Here is an 18,872-nt window from a genome sequence, read left to right as displayed (position 1 = left end):
GCTCAGCCTGCGGGCAGTTGTGCCTCCCCCAGTGCCCTAAGGGCCCGGGGGTACCTCCCAGGCCCTTAAGCCACTGGGGGCGGCACGACTGCCCGCAGCTAAGCGATCACCGCCGTTGAGCGAGTACCGCAGCTAAGCGATCACCGCCGTTGAGCGAGTACCGCAGCTAAGCGATCACCGCCGTTGAGCGAGTACCGCAGCTAGGCGATCAACTGCGGCGGCAACGGGCCTGTGTGCGTGACGGTCAGTCCCGACACCGCTCGCGTCAGCGCCACGTACAGGCGGCGCAGGCCCGTGCGTTCGTCCGGTTCGCCGTCGACCACCGCCCGGGGTTCGTCCAGGACCACGTAGTCGTACTCCAGGCCCTTCGCGAGCGACGCCGGGACCAGGGTCAGCCGGGTCTCCCGGGTCGTCTCCTCGCCCGGGCCGAGGTAGGCGATCCCGGCCTCCGTCAGGGCCGCCGCCAGCTCCGGGACCCGGGCGTCCGCCGCGATCAGGCCCGTCGAGCCCTCGTGGCGCAGCGACGCGCGGCAGGCGTCGACCACGTCGGCGGTGCTGGTGACCTCCCTGACCTCGAAGTGGCCCGGGTTGTCGCGGATCGAGACCACCGGGGTGAGGCCCGGGGCGATGTGCGGGAGGAGCCGGGAGGCGTAGGTGATGACGTCCGTCGGCACGCGGAAACCGGCCGTCAGCTCCTCCACCATCGCGTCCGCCTTGCCCAGGTGGGCCAGCGCCTCCTGCCAGCTCCGGGTCGCCCACGGTGTGGTGCCCTGCGCCAGGTCGCCGAGGACGGTGGCGCTGCCGGTGGTGCAGCGGCGGCCGACCGCCCGGTACTGCATGGGGGAGAGGTCCTGCGCCTCGTCGAGGACGACGTGGCCGAGGGAGTGCGTGCGCTGGATCAGGTCGGTGGCCTCGTCGATGAGGACGGCGTCGGCGGCCGACCACTGGGCGGATTTGACGCTGCGCGCCGGTTTCGCCCACAGCACCGCCTTCTGCTCCTCCTCGTCGAGGATCCCCTCCGCGTGCTCGGCGAGGAAGTCCGCGTCCGACAGCAGGCGCAGCACCAGCTTCGCCGGGTCGACGGCCGGCCAGACCGCCTTGACGGCCGCCTTGACCGCGCTGCCCCGGGCCACCGCGTCCTGCACCCGGTCGTCCGGCGCCTCCCCCGACCGCTCCATCTGCACCAGCACGGCGTGCGCGATGCGCTGTGGCAGGGCCTCGCGGGCGGCGCCGTAGCGGATGTCGCGCTCCAGCAACTCGCGGACGATGTCCTCCAGTTCGTACGCCGCCACGCGCCAGCGGCGGGAGCCGCGCACGACCACGACCGGCTCGGCGGGCATCGTGACGTGCGAGTAGAGGGCCCTGCGCAGCACCTGAGCCATCCGGGCGTCGCCCTTGACGACCGCGGCCGTCGCGTCGTCCGTCCCCTTGATCTCCACGTGCGCCACCAGGTCCTCGACGGTGGCCTGTCGCACCGTCAACTCGCCCAGCGCCGGCAGCACTTGCTCGATGTAGTGCAGGAAGGACCGGTTCGGTCCGATGACGAGCGTGCCGGTGCGGGCGAGGCGCTCGCGGTGGGCGTAGAGGAGGTAGGCGACCCGGTGCAGGCCGACGGCGGTCTTCCCGGTGCCCGGGCCGCCCTGCACGCACACCGTGCCGGAGAGCCCCGACCGGACGATCTCGTCCTGCTCGGGCTGGATCGTCGCGACGATGTCCCGCATGGGGCCGACGCGGGGCCGCTCAATCTCCTGCTGGAGCAGCTTGCTAGTGCGCGCCGCCTCGTCCGGGTCCGACAGGTGCTCGTCCTCGTACGCCGTGAGGTCGCCGCCCGTGTAGCCGAAGCGGCGGCGCAGCGCGATGTCCATCGGGTCCTTCTTGGAGGCCCGGTAGAACGGCTGCGAGACCGGAGCGCGCCAGTCGATGACCATGGGGTCGCCGTCGTGGTCGTGCACATGGCGGCGTCCGATGTAGAAGCGTTCCCCCTCCGCGCCCTCGGCCTGTTCGGCGCCCGGTGCGCGCAGATAGTCGAGCCGGCCGAAGAACAGCGGGGTGTCGCTGAGGTCGGCCAGGGCCTTGATGCGCTCCTCGATCTGGTGGGCCAGCACCTCCGCGTTGACCCAGTTCGCGGTGACGTCGCTGATGTCGAGGGCCTCGACGCCCTCGCGCATGGCACGCAGGGCGGAACGGGAGGCGGCGAGGTGGGAGCGCTCACGGGAGAGCGGGTCGTCGACGGGCGTGGACAAGGGGGTGCCTCCGGAGGACCTGCTGAGAGTTGGCGGTGAGATGCCGGCCGGTTTCCGTCCGGTCGGCGGCACTCCGTGAGGGAGGCGGGCAAGAGCGGAGATCCTAGAGGAGCGGGGGAGGCGACCGCCAACGGTTTTTCCCGTCCCCCGTTTCTCGTCCCGTTTCCGTCCCCTAGGGGACGAGGCCCTCCTCCCTGAGGGGCCGGTGTCGGTCCACAGGCGTACGGGAGGAGTACGCGGGTTCGGTCCTCAGGCCGACGCGGACTTTACGTGCGGAAACGCACCATGGAGACATGAGCGCAGCAACCATCTCCCCCGCCCCGGCACCGGGCCGCCCACCCGGCGCCACCGCCGTCGCGGGCAGCCACCGGCACCGCCTCGGCGATGCCCTGCGCGCCGTCAAGGTGTTCGCGGGCGCCGCCTTCGACGTGGTCATCCTCGGCCAGTACGGCGAGGAAGTGGGCGTGGTCCGCCGCAAGTGAGCGGCCCCACCGCCCGCGAACGGCCCGCCCGCCTCAGCTCTCCGTGAGCAGCTCGTCCGCGTCCATGATCCGGTACGCGTACCCCTGCTCCGCCAGGAAGCGCTGCCGGTGCGCGGCGAAGTCCTGGTCGATCGTGTCCCGGGCGACCACCGAGTAGAAGTGGGCCTGGTGGCCGTCGGACTTGGGGCGCAGCACCCGGCCCAGCCGCTGGGCCTCCTCCTGGCGCGAGCCGAACGTGCCGGACACCTGGATCGCGACCGTCGCCTCCGGCAGGTCGATCGAGAAGTTCGCGACCTTGGACACGACGAGCACGCTGATCTCGCCCTCCCGGAACGCGTCGAACAGCTTCTCCCGCTGCGCGTTCGACGTCTCGCCCTTGATCACGGGCGCCCCGAGGTGTTCACCCAGTTCGTCGAGCTGGTCGATGTACTGGCCGATGACGAGGATCTGCTGCCCCGCGAAGCGCCGGACGATCGCCTCCGTGACCTTCCGCTTGGTGTCCGTCGTCGCACAGAAGCGGTACTTCTCCTCCGCCTCTGCCGTGGCGTACGCGAGCCGCTCCGCGTCCGTCAGATTGACCCGGACCTCGACGCAGTCGGCGGGCGCGATGTAGCCCTGCGCCTCGATCTCCTTCCAGGGCGCGTCGAACCGCTTGGGCCCGATCAGGGAGAACACGTCCGACTCGCGCCCGTCCTCACGCACCAGCGTGGCCGTGAGGCCCAGCCGCCGCCGCGCCTGGAGATCCGCCGTGAACTTGAACACCGGCGCCGGCAGCAGATGCACCTCGTCGTAGACGATCAGGCCCCAGTCCCGGGAGTCGAACAGCTCCAGGTGTGGATAGACGCCCTTCCGCCTGGTCGTCAGCACCTGGTACGTGGCGATCGTGACGGGCCGGATCTCCTTCCTCGTCCCGCTGTACTCGCCGATCTCGTCCTCGGTGAGCGACGTCCGCCGCACCAACTCGTGCTTCCACTGCCGGGCGGAGACCGTGTTCGTGACGAGGATCAGGGTCGTGGACTTCGCCTGCGCCATCGACCCGGCACCGACCAGCGTCTTGCCCGCGCCACAGGGCAGGACGACCACGCCCGACCCGCCGTGCCAGAAGTTCTCCACGGCCTGCTTCTGGTAGGGCCTGAGCGCCCAGCCGTCCTCGGCCAGCTCGATCGGGTGCGCCTCGCCGTCGACGTATCCGGCGAGGTCCTCGGCCGGCCAGCCCAGCTTCAGCAGCGTCTGCTTGATCTGCCCCCGCTCGGAGGGGTGCACGGCGACCGTGTCGGGGTCGATGCGGTTGCCGACCAGCGGCGCGATCCGCTTCGACTTCAGGACCTCCTCCAGCACCGGACGGTCGGTGGTCGTCAGGACCAGCCCGTGCGCCGGGTGCTTGGACAGGGTGAGCCGCCCGTAGCGGTCCATCGTCTCGGCGATGTCGACCAGCAGCGCGTGCGGCACCGGGTAGCGGCTGTACTGCACCAGCGCGTCCACGACCTGCTCGGCGTCGTGGCCCGCCGCCCTGGCGTTCCACAGGCCCAGCGGTGTCACCCGGTAGGTGTGGATGTGCTCCGGCGCCCGCTCCAGCTCCGCGAACGGGGCGATGGCCCGACGGCAGTCGCCGGCCTGCTCGTGGTCGACTTCCAGGAGCAGGGTCTTGTCGGACTGGACGATCAGCGGACCATTCACGCGTGGCACCCTTTCCCACGGCCGGACGGCTCGGACGGCTCGAACGACTCGGCCAAACGTCCAGTGTGCCTGATCGTCGCGGTCCCGAGGGTGTGATCTGCGCCGGACCGGACCGGTTCCGGTCCTACTGAATGCCTTTTCATCCCAACGTGTGGTGTGAATTCAGTTTTTCCACGGCGGCCCCGAAGAATGGCGAACCGTGCGGAACCCCACGACCACCACCCTCGGATACGCCCTGTTCGCCACCCGCTGGCTCCAGGCCCCGCTGTATTTCGGGCTGGTGGCCGCCCAGGGCGTCTACGTCTACAAGTTCTTCAAGGAGCTGTGGACCTTAATCCGGATGTGCGTGAGCGGGCACGCCACCGAGACGTACGTGATGCTCGCGGTGCTCAAGCTGGTCGACGTCGTCATGATCGCCAACCTGCTGATCATGGTGATCGTCGGCGGCTACGAGACCTTCGTCTCGCGCATCGGCCTCCAGGGCCACCGTGACCAGCCGGAATGGCTCTCGCACGTCAACTCCAACGTGCTGAAGGTCAAGCTCGCCACGGCGATCGTGGGCATCTCCTCCGTCCATCTGCTCCAGATGTTCGTGGACGTCCACCACACCTCCCACCACGCCCTGCTGTGGGGGACGGTGATCCACATGGCGTTCATCGGTTCGGCGGCGATCCTCGCGTACATGTCGGGCCCGATGGCGGCACAGTCGGATCGCGGGCACACGGATCGCGGGCACACGGATCGCGGGCATGCGGACCGTTCGCCGGCGGGCAGCGTCCCCGCCCCCGCCGAGCAGCCCGAGACCTCGAAGCCCGAGACGTCGAGCCCGAAGGCCCCGGCTGCCACCCCCGCCCTGCCCCGGCAGCCCGTTCCCGACGCGGACGCCGAGGCCCGGATCCGCGCGGCCGGCTTCCCGGTCCGCAAGCTGCTGGAGGGCTTCGACCCGGAGCACCCCCGGGGATTCGACCGGGAGGTTCTGGCCCGGCTCGGCAAGGCGGAGTTCGTCGCCGCCCGAGGCAACGTGGTCCTCGTCGGCCCGCCCGGCACCGGCAAGACGCACCTCGCCATCGGCCTCGGCGTGCGCGCCTGCCAGGCCGGGCACCGGGTGTTGTTCGCGACCGCCGCAGAGTGGGCCGCCCGGCTCTCCGAGGCCCGGGCCGCCGGCCGGCTCGACGCGGAACTGGCCGCGCTCGACGAGCACCCCCTGCTGATCGTCGACGAGGTCGGCTACACGCCCTTCGACGCGGCCGCCGCCGGGCTGTTCTTCCGGCTGGTCGCGCACCGCTACGAGCGCGCCTCGCTGATCGTGACCAGTGACCGCCCGCTCGGCCGCTGGGACGAGGTCTTCGGCGGCGCCTCCACCGCGGCGATGGTGGACCGCCTCGCCCATCACGCCGAGCTCGTCCGGCTGGACGGGGACAGCTACCGGACGCGCCGCGCTACTTCAGCGTGGGCAGACTGACGTTGTTGATCAGCGGCCCCTCGATGCCGACCCCCTCGGTGATCAGGGGCTCGCCCCCGGCGGCCGGCAGGGGCAGCGGCGGCGCGTGGGCCGCGGCGGCGGAGGGCGCGAGCACGCCCACGAGGGCGGCGGCGCAGAGGGCCACGGCGGGGAACTTTTCACGCATGGGCGACAGGGCCTTTCACATACCGAGCGACGAGGCACACTCCACCGCGGGCCGGCCCGGGGACACCGGAGCCGGCCCGATGGGTGCGCGCGAGACGGATCAGACCTGCGGCGTCTCGAGGACGAGGCCGGCGACATCGATGCTCACCGCGGCGGCCGGAGTGGCCAGCCCGCCGCACGTCATCAGGGCGGCGGTGGCCAGGACGGCGGCGAATCGACGGACAGCGCGCATGCTGGGACTTCCTTTCGGCAAGGACTCACAGGACACCCGGTGGCTGCCCCCGCGCGAACGGCCGAATGCGGCACGCCCGGCAAGGTCGCCCAAGGGTGGGACATCCCCGGCGTGGCGTGCATGAACGCCGGCGTGCACCCGAACGGGTGAGACCAGCCCCGATCAGCCCCGATCAGCCCCCGGCGGCTCAGCCCGCGTCGTCGGCGAGCTCCGCGACCCCGGTGATCCGGTGCAGCGGATACGTACGGACCTCGTCCGCCGTGTGGTCGTACGCCGTGACGAAGCCGCCCTCGACCCGGATCGGGGCGATGACCCGCTGGCTGGCGGCGCCCTCGGCGTTGACGTAGCCGATCCACAGGGCCTCGCCGGTGAGGACGGCGGCCTGCATCGTGGCGAGGGTCTCGGCGGAACCGGTGCGGGGCAGCTCGCCGTCGACCGCCGGAACCGTTCCGGGCTTGCGCGGGGTGGTGGAGGCGAGATCGCCGGCCCGGATGGCGCGCAGCGCCGCCGTGAGGAGCGTGTCGTCGGGGACCGGCGGGCCGTCCGGCACCGGCTCGGGCGCCGTACGAGGCGGGGTGCGGTGCGCGTGCGCGCGGGTGATCAGCACATCGCCCTCGGCGGACTCGGCGGCCGGCGCGAACCCCATCGCCCGCAGGCCCTCCAGCAGCCCCGCCGGGTCGCTCTGCGCGGCCAGCACGGTAGGGGCGAGCCGGCGCAGCCCCAGGGAGGCGGCCCGCTTGTCGGCGAGGATCTCGCCCAGCACCGCGTCGTCGTCGCAGCGCACGTACGCCGAGGCCGCGCCCACGCGCAGATGGCCGTGCCTGCGGGCCACGTCGTCGATCAGGTACGTGAGCGGCTGCGGCACCGGCGTACGGGAGTGCGCGGCGAGGAAGGCGTGCAGGTCCGAGGCGCTCCGCCCGGCGTCGAGGGCGCGCCGCACCGAGCCGGGCGTGAAGCGGTAGACGGTGGCCCCGCCCTTGGACTCGACGTCCGCCAGCACGCCCAGCATGTCGGCGAGCGGGCGCCGCAGGGGCCCGGGCGCGACCGCCGTCAGGTCGGCCTGGAGCAGCACGTGGTCCAGCGGCTCGGGCAGCAGGGGCGTGAGCAGCCGGGCCGCGGCGGCGGAGGCGACGGCCTGTTCGGTGGCGGAGAGGGTGGTGACATGGGCGGGGCGGTGGTGGACGGGGAGCTTGTCCCCTGGACCGGAGGGCTCCGCTTCCGGGCTCTTCGCGGGAGCCGCGGGCGCCCCCAGCAGGGCACGGCCGTGAGCCGACAGCGCACCCCTGCCCGTGACGCCCAGCAGTTCCGCCTCGGACAGGGCCCACCGGGCGAGCCGGCCGCGCAGGTCGTCCTCGGGCTGGGCGCCGCGCAGGGGGCGCTCCCAGCGCAGCCGCTCCAGCACCGACTCGGCGGCCGGCGCGGTGCCCTCCGGCAGCCCGGCCAGCAGCGCCAGCACCCGGTGCCGTACCTCGGGCGCCGCCGAACGGTCCAGGCCCGGCCCGAGCGCCGACAGCGTACGGTCCTTCGCGTCCCGCCCGCCCACCAGCCCGGCCGTGCGGGTCGCGGGAAGCCACGCCGTGACCAGCCGCGACCAGCGCTCGGCGGCGGGCAGCTCCCGCCACTCGTCGTACGCCGGGGTCGCCGCGTACCGCTCGTCGGCCTCCCCGTCCGGGGCGATCAGTCCCGCCGCGTACGCCAGCTCCACCCAGAACGCGGCGACCGGCTCGGGCACGTCGAGGGCGACGGCGGTCCGCTTCAGGTCCCGCACGCTCAGCCCGCCGGCCCGCAGCACCGCCGGCCCGCCCTCGTCCCAGTCCTTCAGCAGCTCCTCGACGGTCGCGAGCGCGGTGTACGCCTGCCCGGCCGCGGTGCTGTCCACAACCTGTGGACGGTGAACGGCGGCGGCCTCGACCACCGGTGGCACCGGCTCCGGCGACCGGTGCGCGAGCCCCCGCCGCAGGTGCAGGGCGACCTCGCGCGGCAGCACGACCGTCCCGGGCGCCGTCGGCAGCAGCAGCCCCCGGTCCAGCAGCCAGCGCAGTCGGGGCGCCGGATCGGCCGTGACCTGCCCGTACGGCGGCCCCCACACCAGCCGCTCCAGCACGTCGAGGGAGTCGGCCGGGGTCCCGGCGAGCAGCGCGGCCATCCGGCGCCGGTTGGAGAACAGCTCGGTCAGGGACGTCACCGCGGAGACCGAGTCGTGGGTCGAGGGCAGCCCGGCGGCCGTGACGATCTCCTGGATGCGCCCCGGGGACATCCCGGCGGTGGCCTCCTGGACCGTCGGGCCGAGCCCCGTCGGCGACGGGTGCTGCGGCGAGGGAGCCAGCAGCTCACGGGCCGTGCGGACCAGCCGCAGCCGGTCGTCGCCGCCCCAGACCAGGGCCTGCTCGCGCAGGACGCCCAGGGCGTGCGGCAGGGCGGCGGCCACGGCCGGGTCGGCGTCGTCCCCGGCCATGAGCCCGAGCAGTTCGTCGTACGTCGCCGGATCGGCCGCCACGGCCAGCGCTTCCGCCGTCTGGAGCGTGAACCGGTCCAGCCGCTCCAGGGCCCGCACGACCGAGGCCCGGGTGCCGGCGCGGGTCGCGAGCTGCGTGAGGTCGCTGGGCACGGGCGTGATGAGATCCGGACGGCTGCGCAGGAGCGCGCCCAGCGAGACGTCGTCCCGCCCGCGGAGCGCTTCCGCGAGGGAACGGGGGGCCGACGGCCTGTCCTCGGTGCTCATCCGGTCCACGGTAGCGGGTCGCCTCCGGCGGCCGGGGCGACTGTGCGTGGGCCTGTGGGTCGCCCGCCCGTACTCGCGGTACCGTCGACCGACGGCGTCAGCCAACGCACACGCCCCGGAGGGGACTTCGTGGGGATTGAGAGCGACCAGGTCGTTTACGAGTATCTGAGCCGCGTCGGGGACGTGGCCCAGCAGCGGCAGTTGTCGTCGGCCACCCGCATGCGTCTGGTCGCGGACCTGCGCAACGAGATCGACAAACGCCGCGCGAAGGCCACCGTCGACTCGCCCGCCGCCGTCCGCCGCATCCTGTCCCGCCTCGGCAGCCCCGACGAGATCGTGGCGGCGGCCTCGGACGGCACGGGCACGGGCGGCGGCGGTACGACGCCGAGCGCCCCGGCCGCCGTGCCCGTGCAGCGCGAGGCCCGCGAGCCGGAGGAGACGGGCGAGCGGCCGAAGGGGGTCCTGCGGCGCGTCGTGCCGCGTCCCCGCCCGGCCCGGCCCGCCGAGGAGTCACATCCCGCCGCCGGGCGCGCGGCCCCGCCGCACCTGGCCGCCGGGCACGAGCTCGGGGACAGCGCCGTCCAGCCGGACTGGTGGCGGGTGGACAGCAGCCCGTTCGGCGTCGGCGACGAAGTGCCGGGCTTCGTGGGCGGCGTGGAGCTGCCGGACCTGCTGAAGCAGCCGAAGCCGAGGAAGCCGGAGCTGGAGAAGCCGGCGGCCGGCGAGGAGGCGGCCCCGGCTGTGGAGGTCGCCGGGGAGCCGGAGGAGACGGCCGGCAAGGCGGCCCGCCGGCGTCTTGCGGGCCTGCCCGCGGGCGGCTGGAGCAACCCGCTCCTCCTCGTCGCCGCCGGTCTCCTCGTCGCGGGCGCCGTGCTCGGCAACTGGTTCGTGCTGATCCTCGGCTGGCTCATCGCCTACGCCTCACGCCGCCTGACCCCGGCGGAGACGAAATGGGCGGTGATGATCCTCCCCAGCCTCTCCGTCGCGGCCGGCATCCTCTGGCTGTGGGGCAGGACGAACGACCGCTGGGGCACCCCGATCGCCGAGGGCCATATGAACGACGCGGTGGCACAGACCTGGCCGTGGGTGGTCAGGGGCGCGGCGGTGGCGTCGGCACTGTTCCTGGTCTGGCGCTCACAGCGCTCCCGCTAGCCGACCAGCTCTCGCCGGCCGATCACAGGGTGACGTCTGCCGTTCACACCGGCTGGGCACAATGGCCCATATGGCAATCACCGTCGGCTTCGACCTCGACATGACCCTCATCGACTCCCGCCCCGGCATCCGCGCCTGCTACCAGGCACTGGCCGAGCGGACGGGAACGTACATCGACGCCGACCTGGCGGTCACACGGCTCGGGCCGCCGCTGGCCGAGGAGCTGATCAACTGGTTCCCGGCCGAGGAGATCGCGGCCGTGGCGGACCTGTACCGGGAGATGTACCCGACGATCGCCATCACCGCGACCCCGGCGCTGCCCGGCGCCCGGCAGGCCATCGCGGCCGTACGGGAGGCCGGGGGACGCGCGATCGTCGTCACGGCCAAGTACGAGCCCAACGCCAAGCTGCACCTCGCCCACCTCGGCATCGAGCCCGACGCCGTCATAGGTGACCTGTGGGCCGAGCAGAAGGCGGAGGCGCTGCGCGAGTACGACGCGGGGGTCTACGTCGGCGACCACGTCGGGGACGTGCGCGGCGCCCGGACGGCCGGCGCGCTGTCGGTCGCGGTGGCCACCGGCCCCTGCCCCGCGGAGGAACTGCGCGCGGCGGGCGCGGACGTCGTCCTCACCGGCCTGACGGAATTCCCCGGGTGGTTTTCGGACTACCGTCCCGCACGCGCCTGACGCCGGCCCGCCGCGACGGAACGCAGTACTCCCGCGCCGGCCATCAGGAATCCGACCGCCATGAGCATGCTCAGACCGAACATGTACGTCGGAAAGGGCGTCGTCCCCAGGAACAGCGGGGCGACCGTGACCAGTGTGGCCACGGCGCCGATGAAGAAGACGATGGCACCGGCACGGACCAGACGGTCACCGGGCGCGGCGGAATTCGTTTGGGTTTTGTCACGCACCCGACCAGGGTAGTTCCCAGCGCGAAGGAACAACCGGGTGACGTCTTGTCACCGGCCTGAAGAGCATTAGCCTTGGTACCGGCGGGTCGTACGACCCGCCCGAGTGCTATCAAGAGCCGTTTCCAGAAGCAGTTTTCCGACGAGTACGAGGACGAGGACAGACGTGCCTACCGGCAAGGTCAAGTGGTTCAACAGCGAGAAGGGCTTCGGCTTTCTCTCCCGTGACGACGGCGGCGACGTCTTCGTCCATTCCTCGGTCCTCCCCGCCGGAGTCGAGACGCTCAAGCCGGGACAGCGGGTGGAGTTCGGCGTCGTCGCCGGACAGCGCGGAGACCAGGCGCTGTCCCTGACGATCCTGGACCCGACCCCCTCCGTCGCCGCCGCGACCCGCAAGAAGCCGGACGAGCTCGCCTCCATCGTCCAGGATCTGACGACCCTCCTGGAGAACATCACGCCGATGCTGGAGCGGGGCCGTTACCCCGAGAAGACCGCCGGCAAGAAGATCGCGGGCCTGCTGCGCGCGGTCGCCGACCAGCTGGACGTGTGACACCCGCCAGGGAAAATCCTCAGGCAAACCCTCAGGGAAAAGCGAGTGCGTTCGGGCCGAGGGGCGGCACCAGCCCCTCGGCCGCCGCGCGTGTCAGCAGCCCGCGTACGGCGGCGTAGCCGTCCTCGCCGAGGTCGGCGGTGAACTCGTTGACGTACAGCCCGATGTGCTGGTCGGCGACGGCCGGGTCCATCTCCTGGGCGTGCTCCATGACGTAGGGCCGGGACACCTCGGGATCGTCCCAGGCGGCGCGCACCGACGTCCGGATGGAGTCGGCGAGCAGCCGCAGCTTCTGCTCGCCCAGCGACCGCTTGGCGATGATCGCGCCCAGCGGGATCGGCAGCCCGGTGGTGTTCTCCCAGTGCTCGCCCATGTCGGCGAGCTTGTGCAGCCCGTAGTTCCGGTACGTGAAGCGCGCCTCGTGGATGACGAGCCCCGCGTCGACCTTCCCGTCCCGCACGGCCGGCATGATCTCGTGGAACGGCATGACGACGATCTCGCCGACCCCGTCGCGCACCGTGTCCGCGGCCCACAGCCGGAACAGCAGATAGGCGGTGGACTTCTCACTGGGCACGGCGACCGTACGGCCGGTGAGGTCGACATCCGGCTCCCGCGTCAGCACCAGCGGCCCGCACCCCCGCCCCAGCGCGCCTCCGCACGGCAGCAGGGCGTACTGCTCCAGCACGTACGGCAGCACGGCGTACGACACCTTCAGCACGTCGAACTCGCCGCGCTCGGCCATGCCGTTGGTGATGTCGATGTCGGCGAAGGTCACGTCGAAGGCGGGGGCGCCGGGGACGCGGCCGTGGGCCAGGGCGTCGAAGACGAAGGTGTCGTTCGGGCAGGGGGAGTAGGCGATCTTCAGCTGCTCACTGGTCATGCCGGTTCCAACTCTCCAGTACGGGCACGAGCTTCCCGAAACCCTCGGTGAGGGCCGCCAGGGCGTCCGGGATACGCCAGGCGGCGCGGTCGCGCGGCCCGACGGGATTGGAGATCGCCCGCACCTCCAGCACGGGCACCCCGTGCACGGCGGCGGCCTCGGCCACCCCGAAACCCTCCATGGCCTCCGCGAGGGCGGTGGGGTGACGCTCCCGGAGCGCGGCGGCCCGCTCGGCGGTCCCGGTCACGGTGGACACGGTGAGCACGGCCCCGGCAGGCGCCCCGACGGCGTCGCCGACCAGCCGTACGAGGTCCGCGGGCGGCTGATGCCGCACACTCCCGAACCCGAGCTCGGTGACCGACAGGAACCCGTCATCGGTCTCGGCCCCCAGATCGGCCGCGACGATCTCATCGGCGACGACGAGTGATCCCACGCGCGCCTCCGGCAGAAACCCCCCACCGATCCCGGCGGAAACGACGAGGTCGTAGGGGGTGCCTTCGAGGGCGGCGGCGGTGAGCACGGAGGCGGTGGAGGCGGCGGCGAGCCCGGGCCCCACACCGACGGCGACGACGTCGATGCCGCTACCGCCACCGCCGTGGGCAGCCGCCCCGCTACCGCCGTGGGCAGTCGTTCCGCTGGGGCGGAACGGGTGGGCACGGCCTGCAACGCCGAGTGCCGTTTCAACGAACCCTGGCGACAGCTCCCCAAGCGCCTCTGCCACCGCGTCCCGTTCAACAGGAACCGCGGTGGCGACAAGCACCCTGCCCAGCCCAGCGGCAGCGATTACGCGTTCTTCTCCAGCTTGAAGTTCCACAGCCCCGACGCGTCCTTCTTGCCCTCCTTGATGGACACCAGCGTCGAGTCGCCCTGCGCCCCGTACTGCGCGTTGAAGAACACGCTGCCCGGAATGGTGCGGTACGTCTTCGTGCTGGAGTCGGTCAGCGGCTGACCGTTCATCAGGATCGTCCAGCCCTCGTCCGCGATCTCCGGGTCGACGCCAAAGCGCACGGTCTCGTCCGGGTCGACGGAGATGCTCTTGATGCCCTTGTCCTTCAGGCACTGGTTGAGATCGGACGGCTTCAGGGCATCGCCCTCGCCGCCACAGGTGGCCTCGGAGTTCACCGAATCCTGGCCCACGGTGACCGTGGCCATCGGAGTCGGCTTGTCACAGGCCGAGAGGACGAGCAGTCCGGCGGACACGACGCCGGCGGCGGCGACGGCGCGGCGGCGTCGCACAGCGGATTGCAACCTGGTCATGGGCGAAGGCTATCTGGCCCGCAGCCCGGACCGCCCACGCGGGGTACGGCGTGCCCGTACGCCTGGCCACGCGCGGCCGTACTCCTACGCCACGCGCGGCCGTGCCGCACCCCCGCGCCGGGCCGAGGAGACCAGCCCCCGCACGGTCGTCAGCCAGCCCACGCCGACGATCGCGGCGCCCACCGCCAGCCCGAGCGTGCCGTTGAGCGGCATCGCGATGCCGACCGCCCCGCCCAGGACCCAGGCCATCTGCAGGAGCGTCTCGGAGCGGGCGAAGGCCGATGTGCGGACCAGTTCGGGCACGTCCCGCTGGATCAGCGCGTCGAGGGACAGCTTGGCCAGGGCCTGCGCGAAGCCGGCGATCGCGGCCAGGCCGGCCACCAGGACCGCGCCGAAGAACAGTGCGGCCGTGATCGCCGCGCCCAGCACGCACGCCAGGACCGTCACGATGATGATCTCCGGCGCCCGGGACCGCAGCCACGCCCCCACGGCCGTACCGAGCGCGTTGCCCGCGCCCGCCGACACGCCCACTATCCCCAGGGACACGGCGGCGCTCTGGCCCGAGACCGGGTGCTCGCGCAGCAGGAAGGCGAGGAAGAAGATCAGGAATCCGGTGAGACAGCGGATGGCGGCGTTGGCGGCCAGGGCGTGCGTGACGGCCGGGCCGACCGTGCGCAGCCCGGGGCGCTTGACGGGACGGCGGTGCGGCCCGTGCAGGTGCTCCTCGTCCGAGGCCAGCAGGGCGGTGTCCTCGCCCTTGGCGGAGTCGACCTTCGGCGGCAGTGTGAACGACAGGAACGTCCCTGCCACGAAGATCAGGAAGGCGCCGTAGAGCGGCCAGCGCGGGCCGACCTGCTGGAGTCCGGCACCGATCGGCGCGGCGATGCCGGTGGCGAGGAGCCCGCCGAGGGTGACGCGCGAGTTGGCCTTCACCAGCGAGAAGCCGGGCGGCAGCAGCCGCGGCACGACGGCGCTTCTGACCACCCCGTAGGCCTTCGACGCGACGAGGACGCCGAGCGCCGCCGGATACAGCTGGAGGCTGCCGCTGACGACCGCGCTGGACAGGATCAGTGCGAGCAGTGCCCGGGCGAGCATGGCCCCGGCCATCGCGGCCCGGCGGCCGTGCGGGAGGCGGTCGAGGAGCGGGCCGACCACCGGCGCGAGGAGGGTGAAGGGCGCCATGGTGATCGCGAGGTACAGCGCGACACGGCCGCGGGCCTCGTCGGTCGGCACGGAGAAGAACACCGTCGACGCGAGGGCGACGGTGATCATCACGTCCCCGGCGCCGTTCACTCCGTGCAGCTCGATCAGCTTGCCGAGGCCGGACTCGCCCGCGCCGTGCGCGTGGGTGGCCTTGCGGATGCCGCGGGCGGTACCGGTGAACGGGAGGTGCAGGGCACGGCCGACCGCACGGAGAGGGCCGCTCAGACGGCCCTGCCCGCTCAGTCGGCTGCTTCCCTTGACCCGTTTCGGCCCACCGGTCCCGGTGGCGCCCTGGGGCGTCCTCGCGGCTGCCACGACGTCATAGTGCCCCGAGATGGCCGTGGGTAGTGCCATTGCCGCTTGTATAGGGCCTGTGGGGTGACTGTCCGGGTTGCGGGGGCCCGGTCGGCATGGTGGTCCGGGGCGTCGGTCAGGACCGTCGGTGTACGCGAAGTGGGGCGGAAGGGTAGCGTGCCTATCTCAGCCATCCCGCAAAATGGATGAAGGACGTCGACGCGGTCCCCCGGTCCGCTCCGTCCGCCCCCTGCGCTGGGAGTGGCGCACACGTGAGACGGCGTATGGAGAGAAGCGATACCTGTGAGCGCAGCGACAACGCGAAGCCGCACCCCTGACCGTCTGTGCGCCGAGGCCGTCGACCTCGCCCGCGCCGCAGCCGAGGAGGCCGCGGCACCAGGAATCGTCGGCGAGCACGTGGAGCTGGTCTCCGAAGGGGACCGCGTCGTCACGCACTTCTTCGAGTGCATGGAGCTCGGGTACCGGGGCTGGCGCTGGGCCGTGACGGTCGCCCGGGCGTCCCGGGCGAAGATCGTCACGGTGGACGAGGCGGTGCTGCTGCCCGGCCCGGACGCGGTGCTCGCGCCGGAGTGGGTGCCGTGGAGCGAGCGGCTGCGCCCCGGCGACATGGGCCCGGGCGATCTGCTGCCCACGGACGCGGAGGACCTGCGTCTGGAGCCCGGCTGGACCGGCGAGGACGAGCCGCCGCCGAACTCCGTCGTCTCCGACGAGATGGCCGCACTGGCGGAGGCCGAGGACGCGGAGGTCACGGCGGGGCCCCTGGCCGTCCCCGCCCGCGGCTCCATCGCGGCGGTGGCCGAGGAACTCGGCGTGCGCCGTGCCCGGGTGCTGTCCCGCTACGGCCTGCACATCGCCGCCGACCGCTGGGAGGAAGCGTTCGGTCCCAAGACCCCGATGGCACAGGCGGCCCCCGCCCCCTGTGTGAGCTGCGGCTTCCTGCTCCGTATCGGCGGCTCCCTGGGCCAGGCCTTCGGCGTCTGCGCCAACGAGTTCTCCCCGGCCGACGGCCGCGTCGTCTCCCTGTCCTACGGCTGCGGCGGCCACTCCGAGGCGGCGATCATGCCCAAGCCGCCCCAGCCGGCCCCGCCGGTCATCGACGAGACCCGCGTGGACCCGTTCCCCCTCCGCCCGGCCTCGGACTCGGGCTCGGTCCCGGCGACGGCGGACGAGGACACGGAGGAACTGGGGCACTCGTAGCCGCCCTCGCCTATTCGTCCTGCTCCTCCGAGAAGATCTGCTCGGCGGAGGGGGCGATCACGGCACGCCGGTGCCAGCGGCGCAGAGTCTCGGGATCACCGCAACTGACGATGCGCTCGCGGACCGCTGCGGGGACGTCGATGCCCCGGACGTCCAGAACCTCCAGGACGTCTTGGGCGGCCCGCTCCGTACGGCCTTCGTCGCGGATTTCCTCGGAGATGTACGACTTGTAGAAGGACAGGTCCACGGCCACCAGGTTCCTCCACATTTCCGCGGCCGGGTGCTTGCCCAGGCCTTGTGCGATGAGTTCGACGATCGGGTCGGCGATGGGGTGCGGTGTGTCCCGCAGGACGGTTGTCACTGCTTTGAGTATGGCCCCGATGTCCCGGTGCCTGACGTGGGTGATGGCCGACAGCGTGGCGAGCGCGAGGTCCTTGCGTACCTCGGCCGGGTCGGTGAGCACCGGCATGTTGTGCGGTCCCGCGACCAGCGGGCGCAGCGTGAGCAGGGGCCACTGAGGAGGGCCGAAGCTGACCGGGCGCGCCGCCCATTCCGCGGTGGCGCGGTCCTGGCAGACGACCAGGAGCAGCGGCTGGAGCCGGTATTTCGTGAGCAGGTACGAGGCGTAGTACGCCCAGCTCGCGGGCTTGTCCGGGTCCTTCTTGCCCTGCGCCTCGACCGCGAGCAGTAACGGCTCGTCGTCCTCGGTCTCCAGCCGGAGCAGGGTGTCGACGCGGCGTTCGAGCGGGCGGGCCTCGGTGAGGTCGGTGGGCAGGACGGTGACCGAGGTGGGCGGGGCGAAGTCGATGCCCAGCACTTCGGAGACCCGGGAGAACAGCCCGGGGTGGTCCTGGAAGATGTGGTGCATCGCCTCGTGGGGCGAGCTGACCATGGGGGGTGTCAGGCCTTTCGTCGGGGTCGCGCCGAGAGTAGGGCCGACAACCAGGCGCCACGCCGACCGAGTTGGTGATGTTCACCCGGGCGGGTGAGCGGGCGCCAAGGGTGGAGTTTGGTGAGGTTCTTCCACCGTTGTGGTCCTTGGGATGACTACGACGGAGGGGTACGGCATGACGGTCGATGCAGAGGCGGGGCGGCTCAGGACCGAGGCGGACGAGCCGGGGTGGGAGGTGGACCCGGACGACGAGTGGGGCGTCGCTGTCATCACCACCGTCGGACGGCAGCTGAAGCTGCGGCGGGAGGCGGTGGGGATCCGGGCCGCCGAGTTCGGGACGGCCGTCGGGTACGGCGAGGACATGGTCTACAAGATCGAGGGCGGGAAGCGGATCCCTCGCCAGGAGTATCTGATCAAGGCCGACGAGGTGTTGGGCGCGGGTGGGCTCATCGCGGCGGCGTGGGAGGACGTCAAGAAGGTCCGGTATCCCAAGAAGGTGCGGGACCTGGCGCAGATGGAGGCCAAGGCGGTCGAGCTGCAGCTCTACGACCCGCTGAACATCCACGGGCTGTTGCAGACGCCGGAGTACGCACGCGGGCTGCTCCTGATGCGGCGCCCCGCGTACACCGAGGAGGAGGTGGAGCGGTTCATCGCCGCGCGCGTGGCCCGCAAGGCCGTCTTCGAACGGGATCCGGCGCCCGAGGTCAGTTTCGTCCTGGAGGAGTGGACGCTGCGGCGTCCTCTGGGAGGCAGGGCGCTGTTGCGCCGCCAGCTGGAACACCTGCTTGAGGCAGGACAGTTGCGGAATGTCGAGCTTCAGGTGATGCCGATGGACCGCGAGGAGCACGCCGGTGTGGACGGTGGCATCGAGGTGCTGAAGTTCGAGGATGGTTCGGCGGTGGGCCGTTCGCCAGTGGTGGCCAACGGCAGACCGGTTTCCGAACCGAGGCAGCTCCGTATCCTGGAACTGCGGTACGGCATCATCCGGGCGCAGGCTCTCACTCCACGTGAGTCGACGGCCTTCATCGACCAACTGCTGGGGGAAACATGATCCGCAACATAGACCTGGTGTGGTTCAAGAGCAGCTACAGCAGTGGCAGCGAGGGTGACTCCTGCCTCGAGATCGCCCCCACCCCCGCCACCATCCACATCCGCGACTCCAAGCACGCCGAAGGCCCCCGGCTCGCCGTCGCCCCCGCCGCATGGGCGGATTTCGTGACGTTCGCCTCCGGGAGCTGAACCCGGGCCGGACGGGGCGCGCAGCCCCGGCCCCCAGGCGGTACCTTCGTCCTCTCGTCGATGAGGAGAAGGAACGTGAGCAGCAAGTTCGTGCGGCCCGCCGCCGAGGGTGCCGATCCGTTCGGTACGGCACGTCTGCGGCGTGGAGTGCTGGACGCCTGGGCCACCAGCCCCGCCCGGTTCCGTGAGGACGCCAACGCCGAGGAGGATCTCGTCCTCGGCGGGTACCGGGACCGGCTCGTCGTCGAGCTCGCGCAGAACGCCGCCGACGCGGCGGCCCGGGCCGGGGTGCCGG

At 72.2% G+C, this 18,872-nt stretch carries 20 protein-coding genes; 9 read left to right on the top strand and 11 right to left on the bottom strand.

The window, feature by feature from the left end:
• Positions 1–200: 200 nt before the first annotated feature.
• A complete protein-coding gene (locus tag CCL05_RS33235) occupies positions 201–2,243 on the bottom strand; it encodes a HelD family protein (protein WP_086564368.1) in 2,043 nt (680 codons plus the stop codon).
• A 293-nt stretch (positions 2,244–2,536) separates the two neighbouring features.
• Here CCL05_RS33235 and CCL05_RS33230 point away from each other — a divergent pair, with 293 nt between their 5' ends.
• Complete coding sequence (locus CCL05_RS33230) at positions 2,537–2,725, top strand: hypothetical protein (protein ID WP_086564367.1); 189 nt, start codon at positions 2,537–2,539, stop codon at positions 2,723–2,725.
• Positions 2,726–2,758: 33 nt separating this feature from the next.
• On the opposite strand, the gene CCL05_RS33225 is transcribed toward CCL05_RS33230, so the two are convergent.
• Positions 2,759–4,402 (bottom strand): DNA repair helicase XPB, encoded by a 1,644-nt coding sequence (locus CCL05_RS33225; RefSeq protein WP_086564366.1) that lies wholly within the window; start codon positions 4,400–4,402, stop codon positions 2,759–2,761.
• A gap of 199 nt (positions 4,403–4,601) precedes the next feature.
• Between CCL05_RS33225 and istB the strand changes: the two genes are divergently transcribed.
• Positions 4,602–5,864 (top strand): IS21-like element helper ATPase IstB, encoded by a 1,263-nt coding sequence (gene istB / locus CCL05_RS33220; protein ID WP_107400547.1) that lies wholly within the window; start codon positions 4,602–4,604, stop codon positions 5,862–5,864.
• Here istB and CCL05_RS33215 read toward each other — a convergent pair.
• From CCL05_RS33215 to CCL05_RS33210, 3 genes are all read right to left on the bottom strand, one after another.
• The gene (locus CCL05_RS33215; RefSeq protein WP_086564364.1) at positions 5,842–6,030 is read right to left on the bottom strand and encodes a hypothetical protein; all 189 of its coding nucleotides are present in this window, start codon (positions 6,028–6,030) and stop codon (positions 5,842–5,844) included. The genes istB and CCL05_RS33215 overlap by 23 nt on opposite strands.
• Positions 6,031–6,129: 99 nt before the next feature.
• Positions 6,130–6,261, bottom strand: coding sequence for a hypothetical protein (locus CCL05_RS47190; RefSeq protein ID WP_279629951.1), 132 nt, complete (start codon positions 6,259–6,261; stop codon positions 6,130–6,132).
• Between the two features lie 187 nt (positions 6,262–6,448).
• Positions 6,449–8,983, bottom strand: a complete 2,535-nt coding sequence (locus CCL05_RS33210; RefSeq protein WP_086564363.1) for a helicase C-terminal domain-containing protein — start codon at positions 8,981–8,983, stop codon at positions 6,449–6,451.
• Between the two features lie 129 nt (positions 8,984–9,112).
• On the opposite strand from CCL05_RS33210, the gene CCL05_RS33205 reads away from it, so the two are divergent.
• Both CCL05_RS33205 and CCL05_RS33200 read left to right on the top strand, forming a co-directional pair.
• On the top strand, positions 9,113–10,135 hold the full coding sequence (locus CCL05_RS33205; protein WP_086564362.1) for a hypothetical protein: 1,023 nt from the start codon (positions 9,113–9,115) through the stop codon (positions 10,133–10,135).
• Positions 10,136–10,196: 61 nt separating this feature from the next.
• Positions 10,197–10,820 (top strand): HAD family hydrolase, encoded by a 624-nt coding sequence (locus CCL05_RS33200; RefSeq protein WP_086564361.1) that lies wholly within the window; start codon positions 10,197–10,199, stop codon positions 10,818–10,820.
• Here CCL05_RS33200 and CCL05_RS33195 read toward each other — a convergent pair.
• Positions 10,799–11,047: a hypothetical protein gene (locus CCL05_RS33195; RefSeq protein ID WP_010035898.1), complete on the bottom strand. Its 249-nt coding sequence runs from the start codon at positions 11,045–11,047 to the stop codon at positions 10,799–10,801. The two genes, CCL05_RS33200 and CCL05_RS33195, sit on opposite strands and share 22 nt — an antisense overlap.
• A 163-nt stretch (positions 11,048–11,210) precedes the next feature.
• Here CCL05_RS33195 and CCL05_RS33190 point away from each other — a divergent pair, with 163 nt between their 5' ends.
• Positions 11,211–11,594, top strand: coding sequence for a cold-shock protein (locus CCL05_RS33190; RefSeq protein ID WP_010035896.1), 384 nt, complete (start codon positions 11,211–11,213; stop codon positions 11,592–11,594).
• Between the two features lie 31 nt (positions 11,595–11,625).
• On the opposite strand, the gene CCL05_RS33185 is transcribed toward CCL05_RS33190, so the two are convergent.
• The 4 genes from CCL05_RS33185 to CCL05_RS33170 all read right to left on the bottom strand — a co-directional run bounded on the left by CCL05_RS33185 (position 11,626) and on the right by CCL05_RS33170 (position 15,249).
• Positions 11,626–12,474 (bottom strand): 1,4-dihydroxy-6-naphtoate synthase, encoded by an 849-nt coding sequence (locus CCL05_RS33185; RefSeq protein ID WP_086564360.1) that lies wholly within the window; start codon positions 12,472–12,474, stop codon positions 11,626–11,628.
• Positions 12,464–13,243 carry a futalosine hydrolase gene (locus CCL05_RS33180; RefSeq protein WP_425275962.1) on the bottom strand — a complete coding sequence of 260 codons (780 nt, stop codon included), beginning with the start codon at positions 13,241–13,243 and terminating at the stop codon, positions 12,464–12,466. The genes CCL05_RS33185 and CCL05_RS33180 overlap by 11 nt, the downstream gene beginning before the upstream one ends.
• Positions 13,244–13,257: 14 nt before the next feature.
• Positions 13,258–13,731 carry a DUF2771 domain-containing protein gene (locus CCL05_RS33175; protein ID WP_244204487.1) on the bottom strand — a complete coding sequence of 158 codons (474 nt, stop codon included), beginning with the start codon at positions 13,729–13,731 and terminating at the stop codon, positions 13,258–13,260.
• Between the two features lie 84 nt (positions 13,732–13,815).
• Positions 13,816–15,249, bottom strand: coding sequence for an MFS transporter (locus CCL05_RS33170; protein ID WP_086564370.1), 1,434 nt, complete (start codon positions 15,247–15,249; stop codon positions 13,816–13,818).
• Between the two features lie 282 nt (positions 15,250–15,531).
• Between CCL05_RS33170 and CCL05_RS33165 the strand changes: the two genes are divergently transcribed.
• A complete protein-coding gene (locus CCL05_RS33165; RefSeq protein ID WP_086564357.1) occupies positions 15,532–16,446 on the top strand; it encodes a DUF3027 domain-containing protein in 915 nt (304 codons plus the stop codon).
• Positions 16,447–16,456: 10 nt separating this feature from the next.
• Here the strand turns inward: CCL05_RS33165 and CCL05_RS33160 are convergent, their stop codons facing one another.
• A complete protein-coding gene (locus CCL05_RS33160; protein WP_167409661.1) occupies positions 16,457–17,338 on the bottom strand; it encodes a hypothetical protein in 882 nt (293 codons plus the stop codon).
• 175 nt (positions 17,339–17,513) lie between these two features.
• Between CCL05_RS33160 and CCL05_RS33155 the strand changes: the two genes are divergently transcribed.
• The 3 genes from CCL05_RS33155 to CCL05_RS33145 form a co-directional block, all read left to right on the top strand.
• The gene (locus CCL05_RS33155) at positions 17,514–18,389 is read left to right on the top strand and encodes a helix-turn-helix domain-containing protein (protein ID WP_086564356.1); all 876 of its coding nucleotides are present in this window, start codon (positions 17,514–17,516) and stop codon (positions 18,387–18,389) included.
• The gene (locus CCL05_RS33150; RefSeq protein WP_086564355.1) at positions 18,386–18,577 is read left to right on the top strand and encodes a DUF397 domain-containing protein; all 192 of its coding nucleotides are present in this window, start codon (positions 18,386–18,388) and stop codon (positions 18,575–18,577) included. Before CCL05_RS33155 ends, CCL05_RS33150 begins: the two co-directional genes overlap by 4 nt.
• Positions 18,578–18,637: 60 nt before the next feature.
• A partial coding sequence (locus CCL05_RS33145) for a hypothetical protein (RefSeq protein ID WP_143589987.1) occupies positions 18,638–18,872 on the top strand: 235 nt, incomplete at its 3' end.

The sequence above is a fragment of the Streptomyces africanus genome (assembly GCF_002150735.1).
In the GTDB taxonomy this organism is placed as follows: Bacteria; Actinomycetota; Actinomycetes; order Streptomycetales; family Streptomycetaceae; genus Streptomyces; species Streptomyces africanus.
This window is presented reverse-complemented; position numbering and strand designations above follow the sequence as displayed.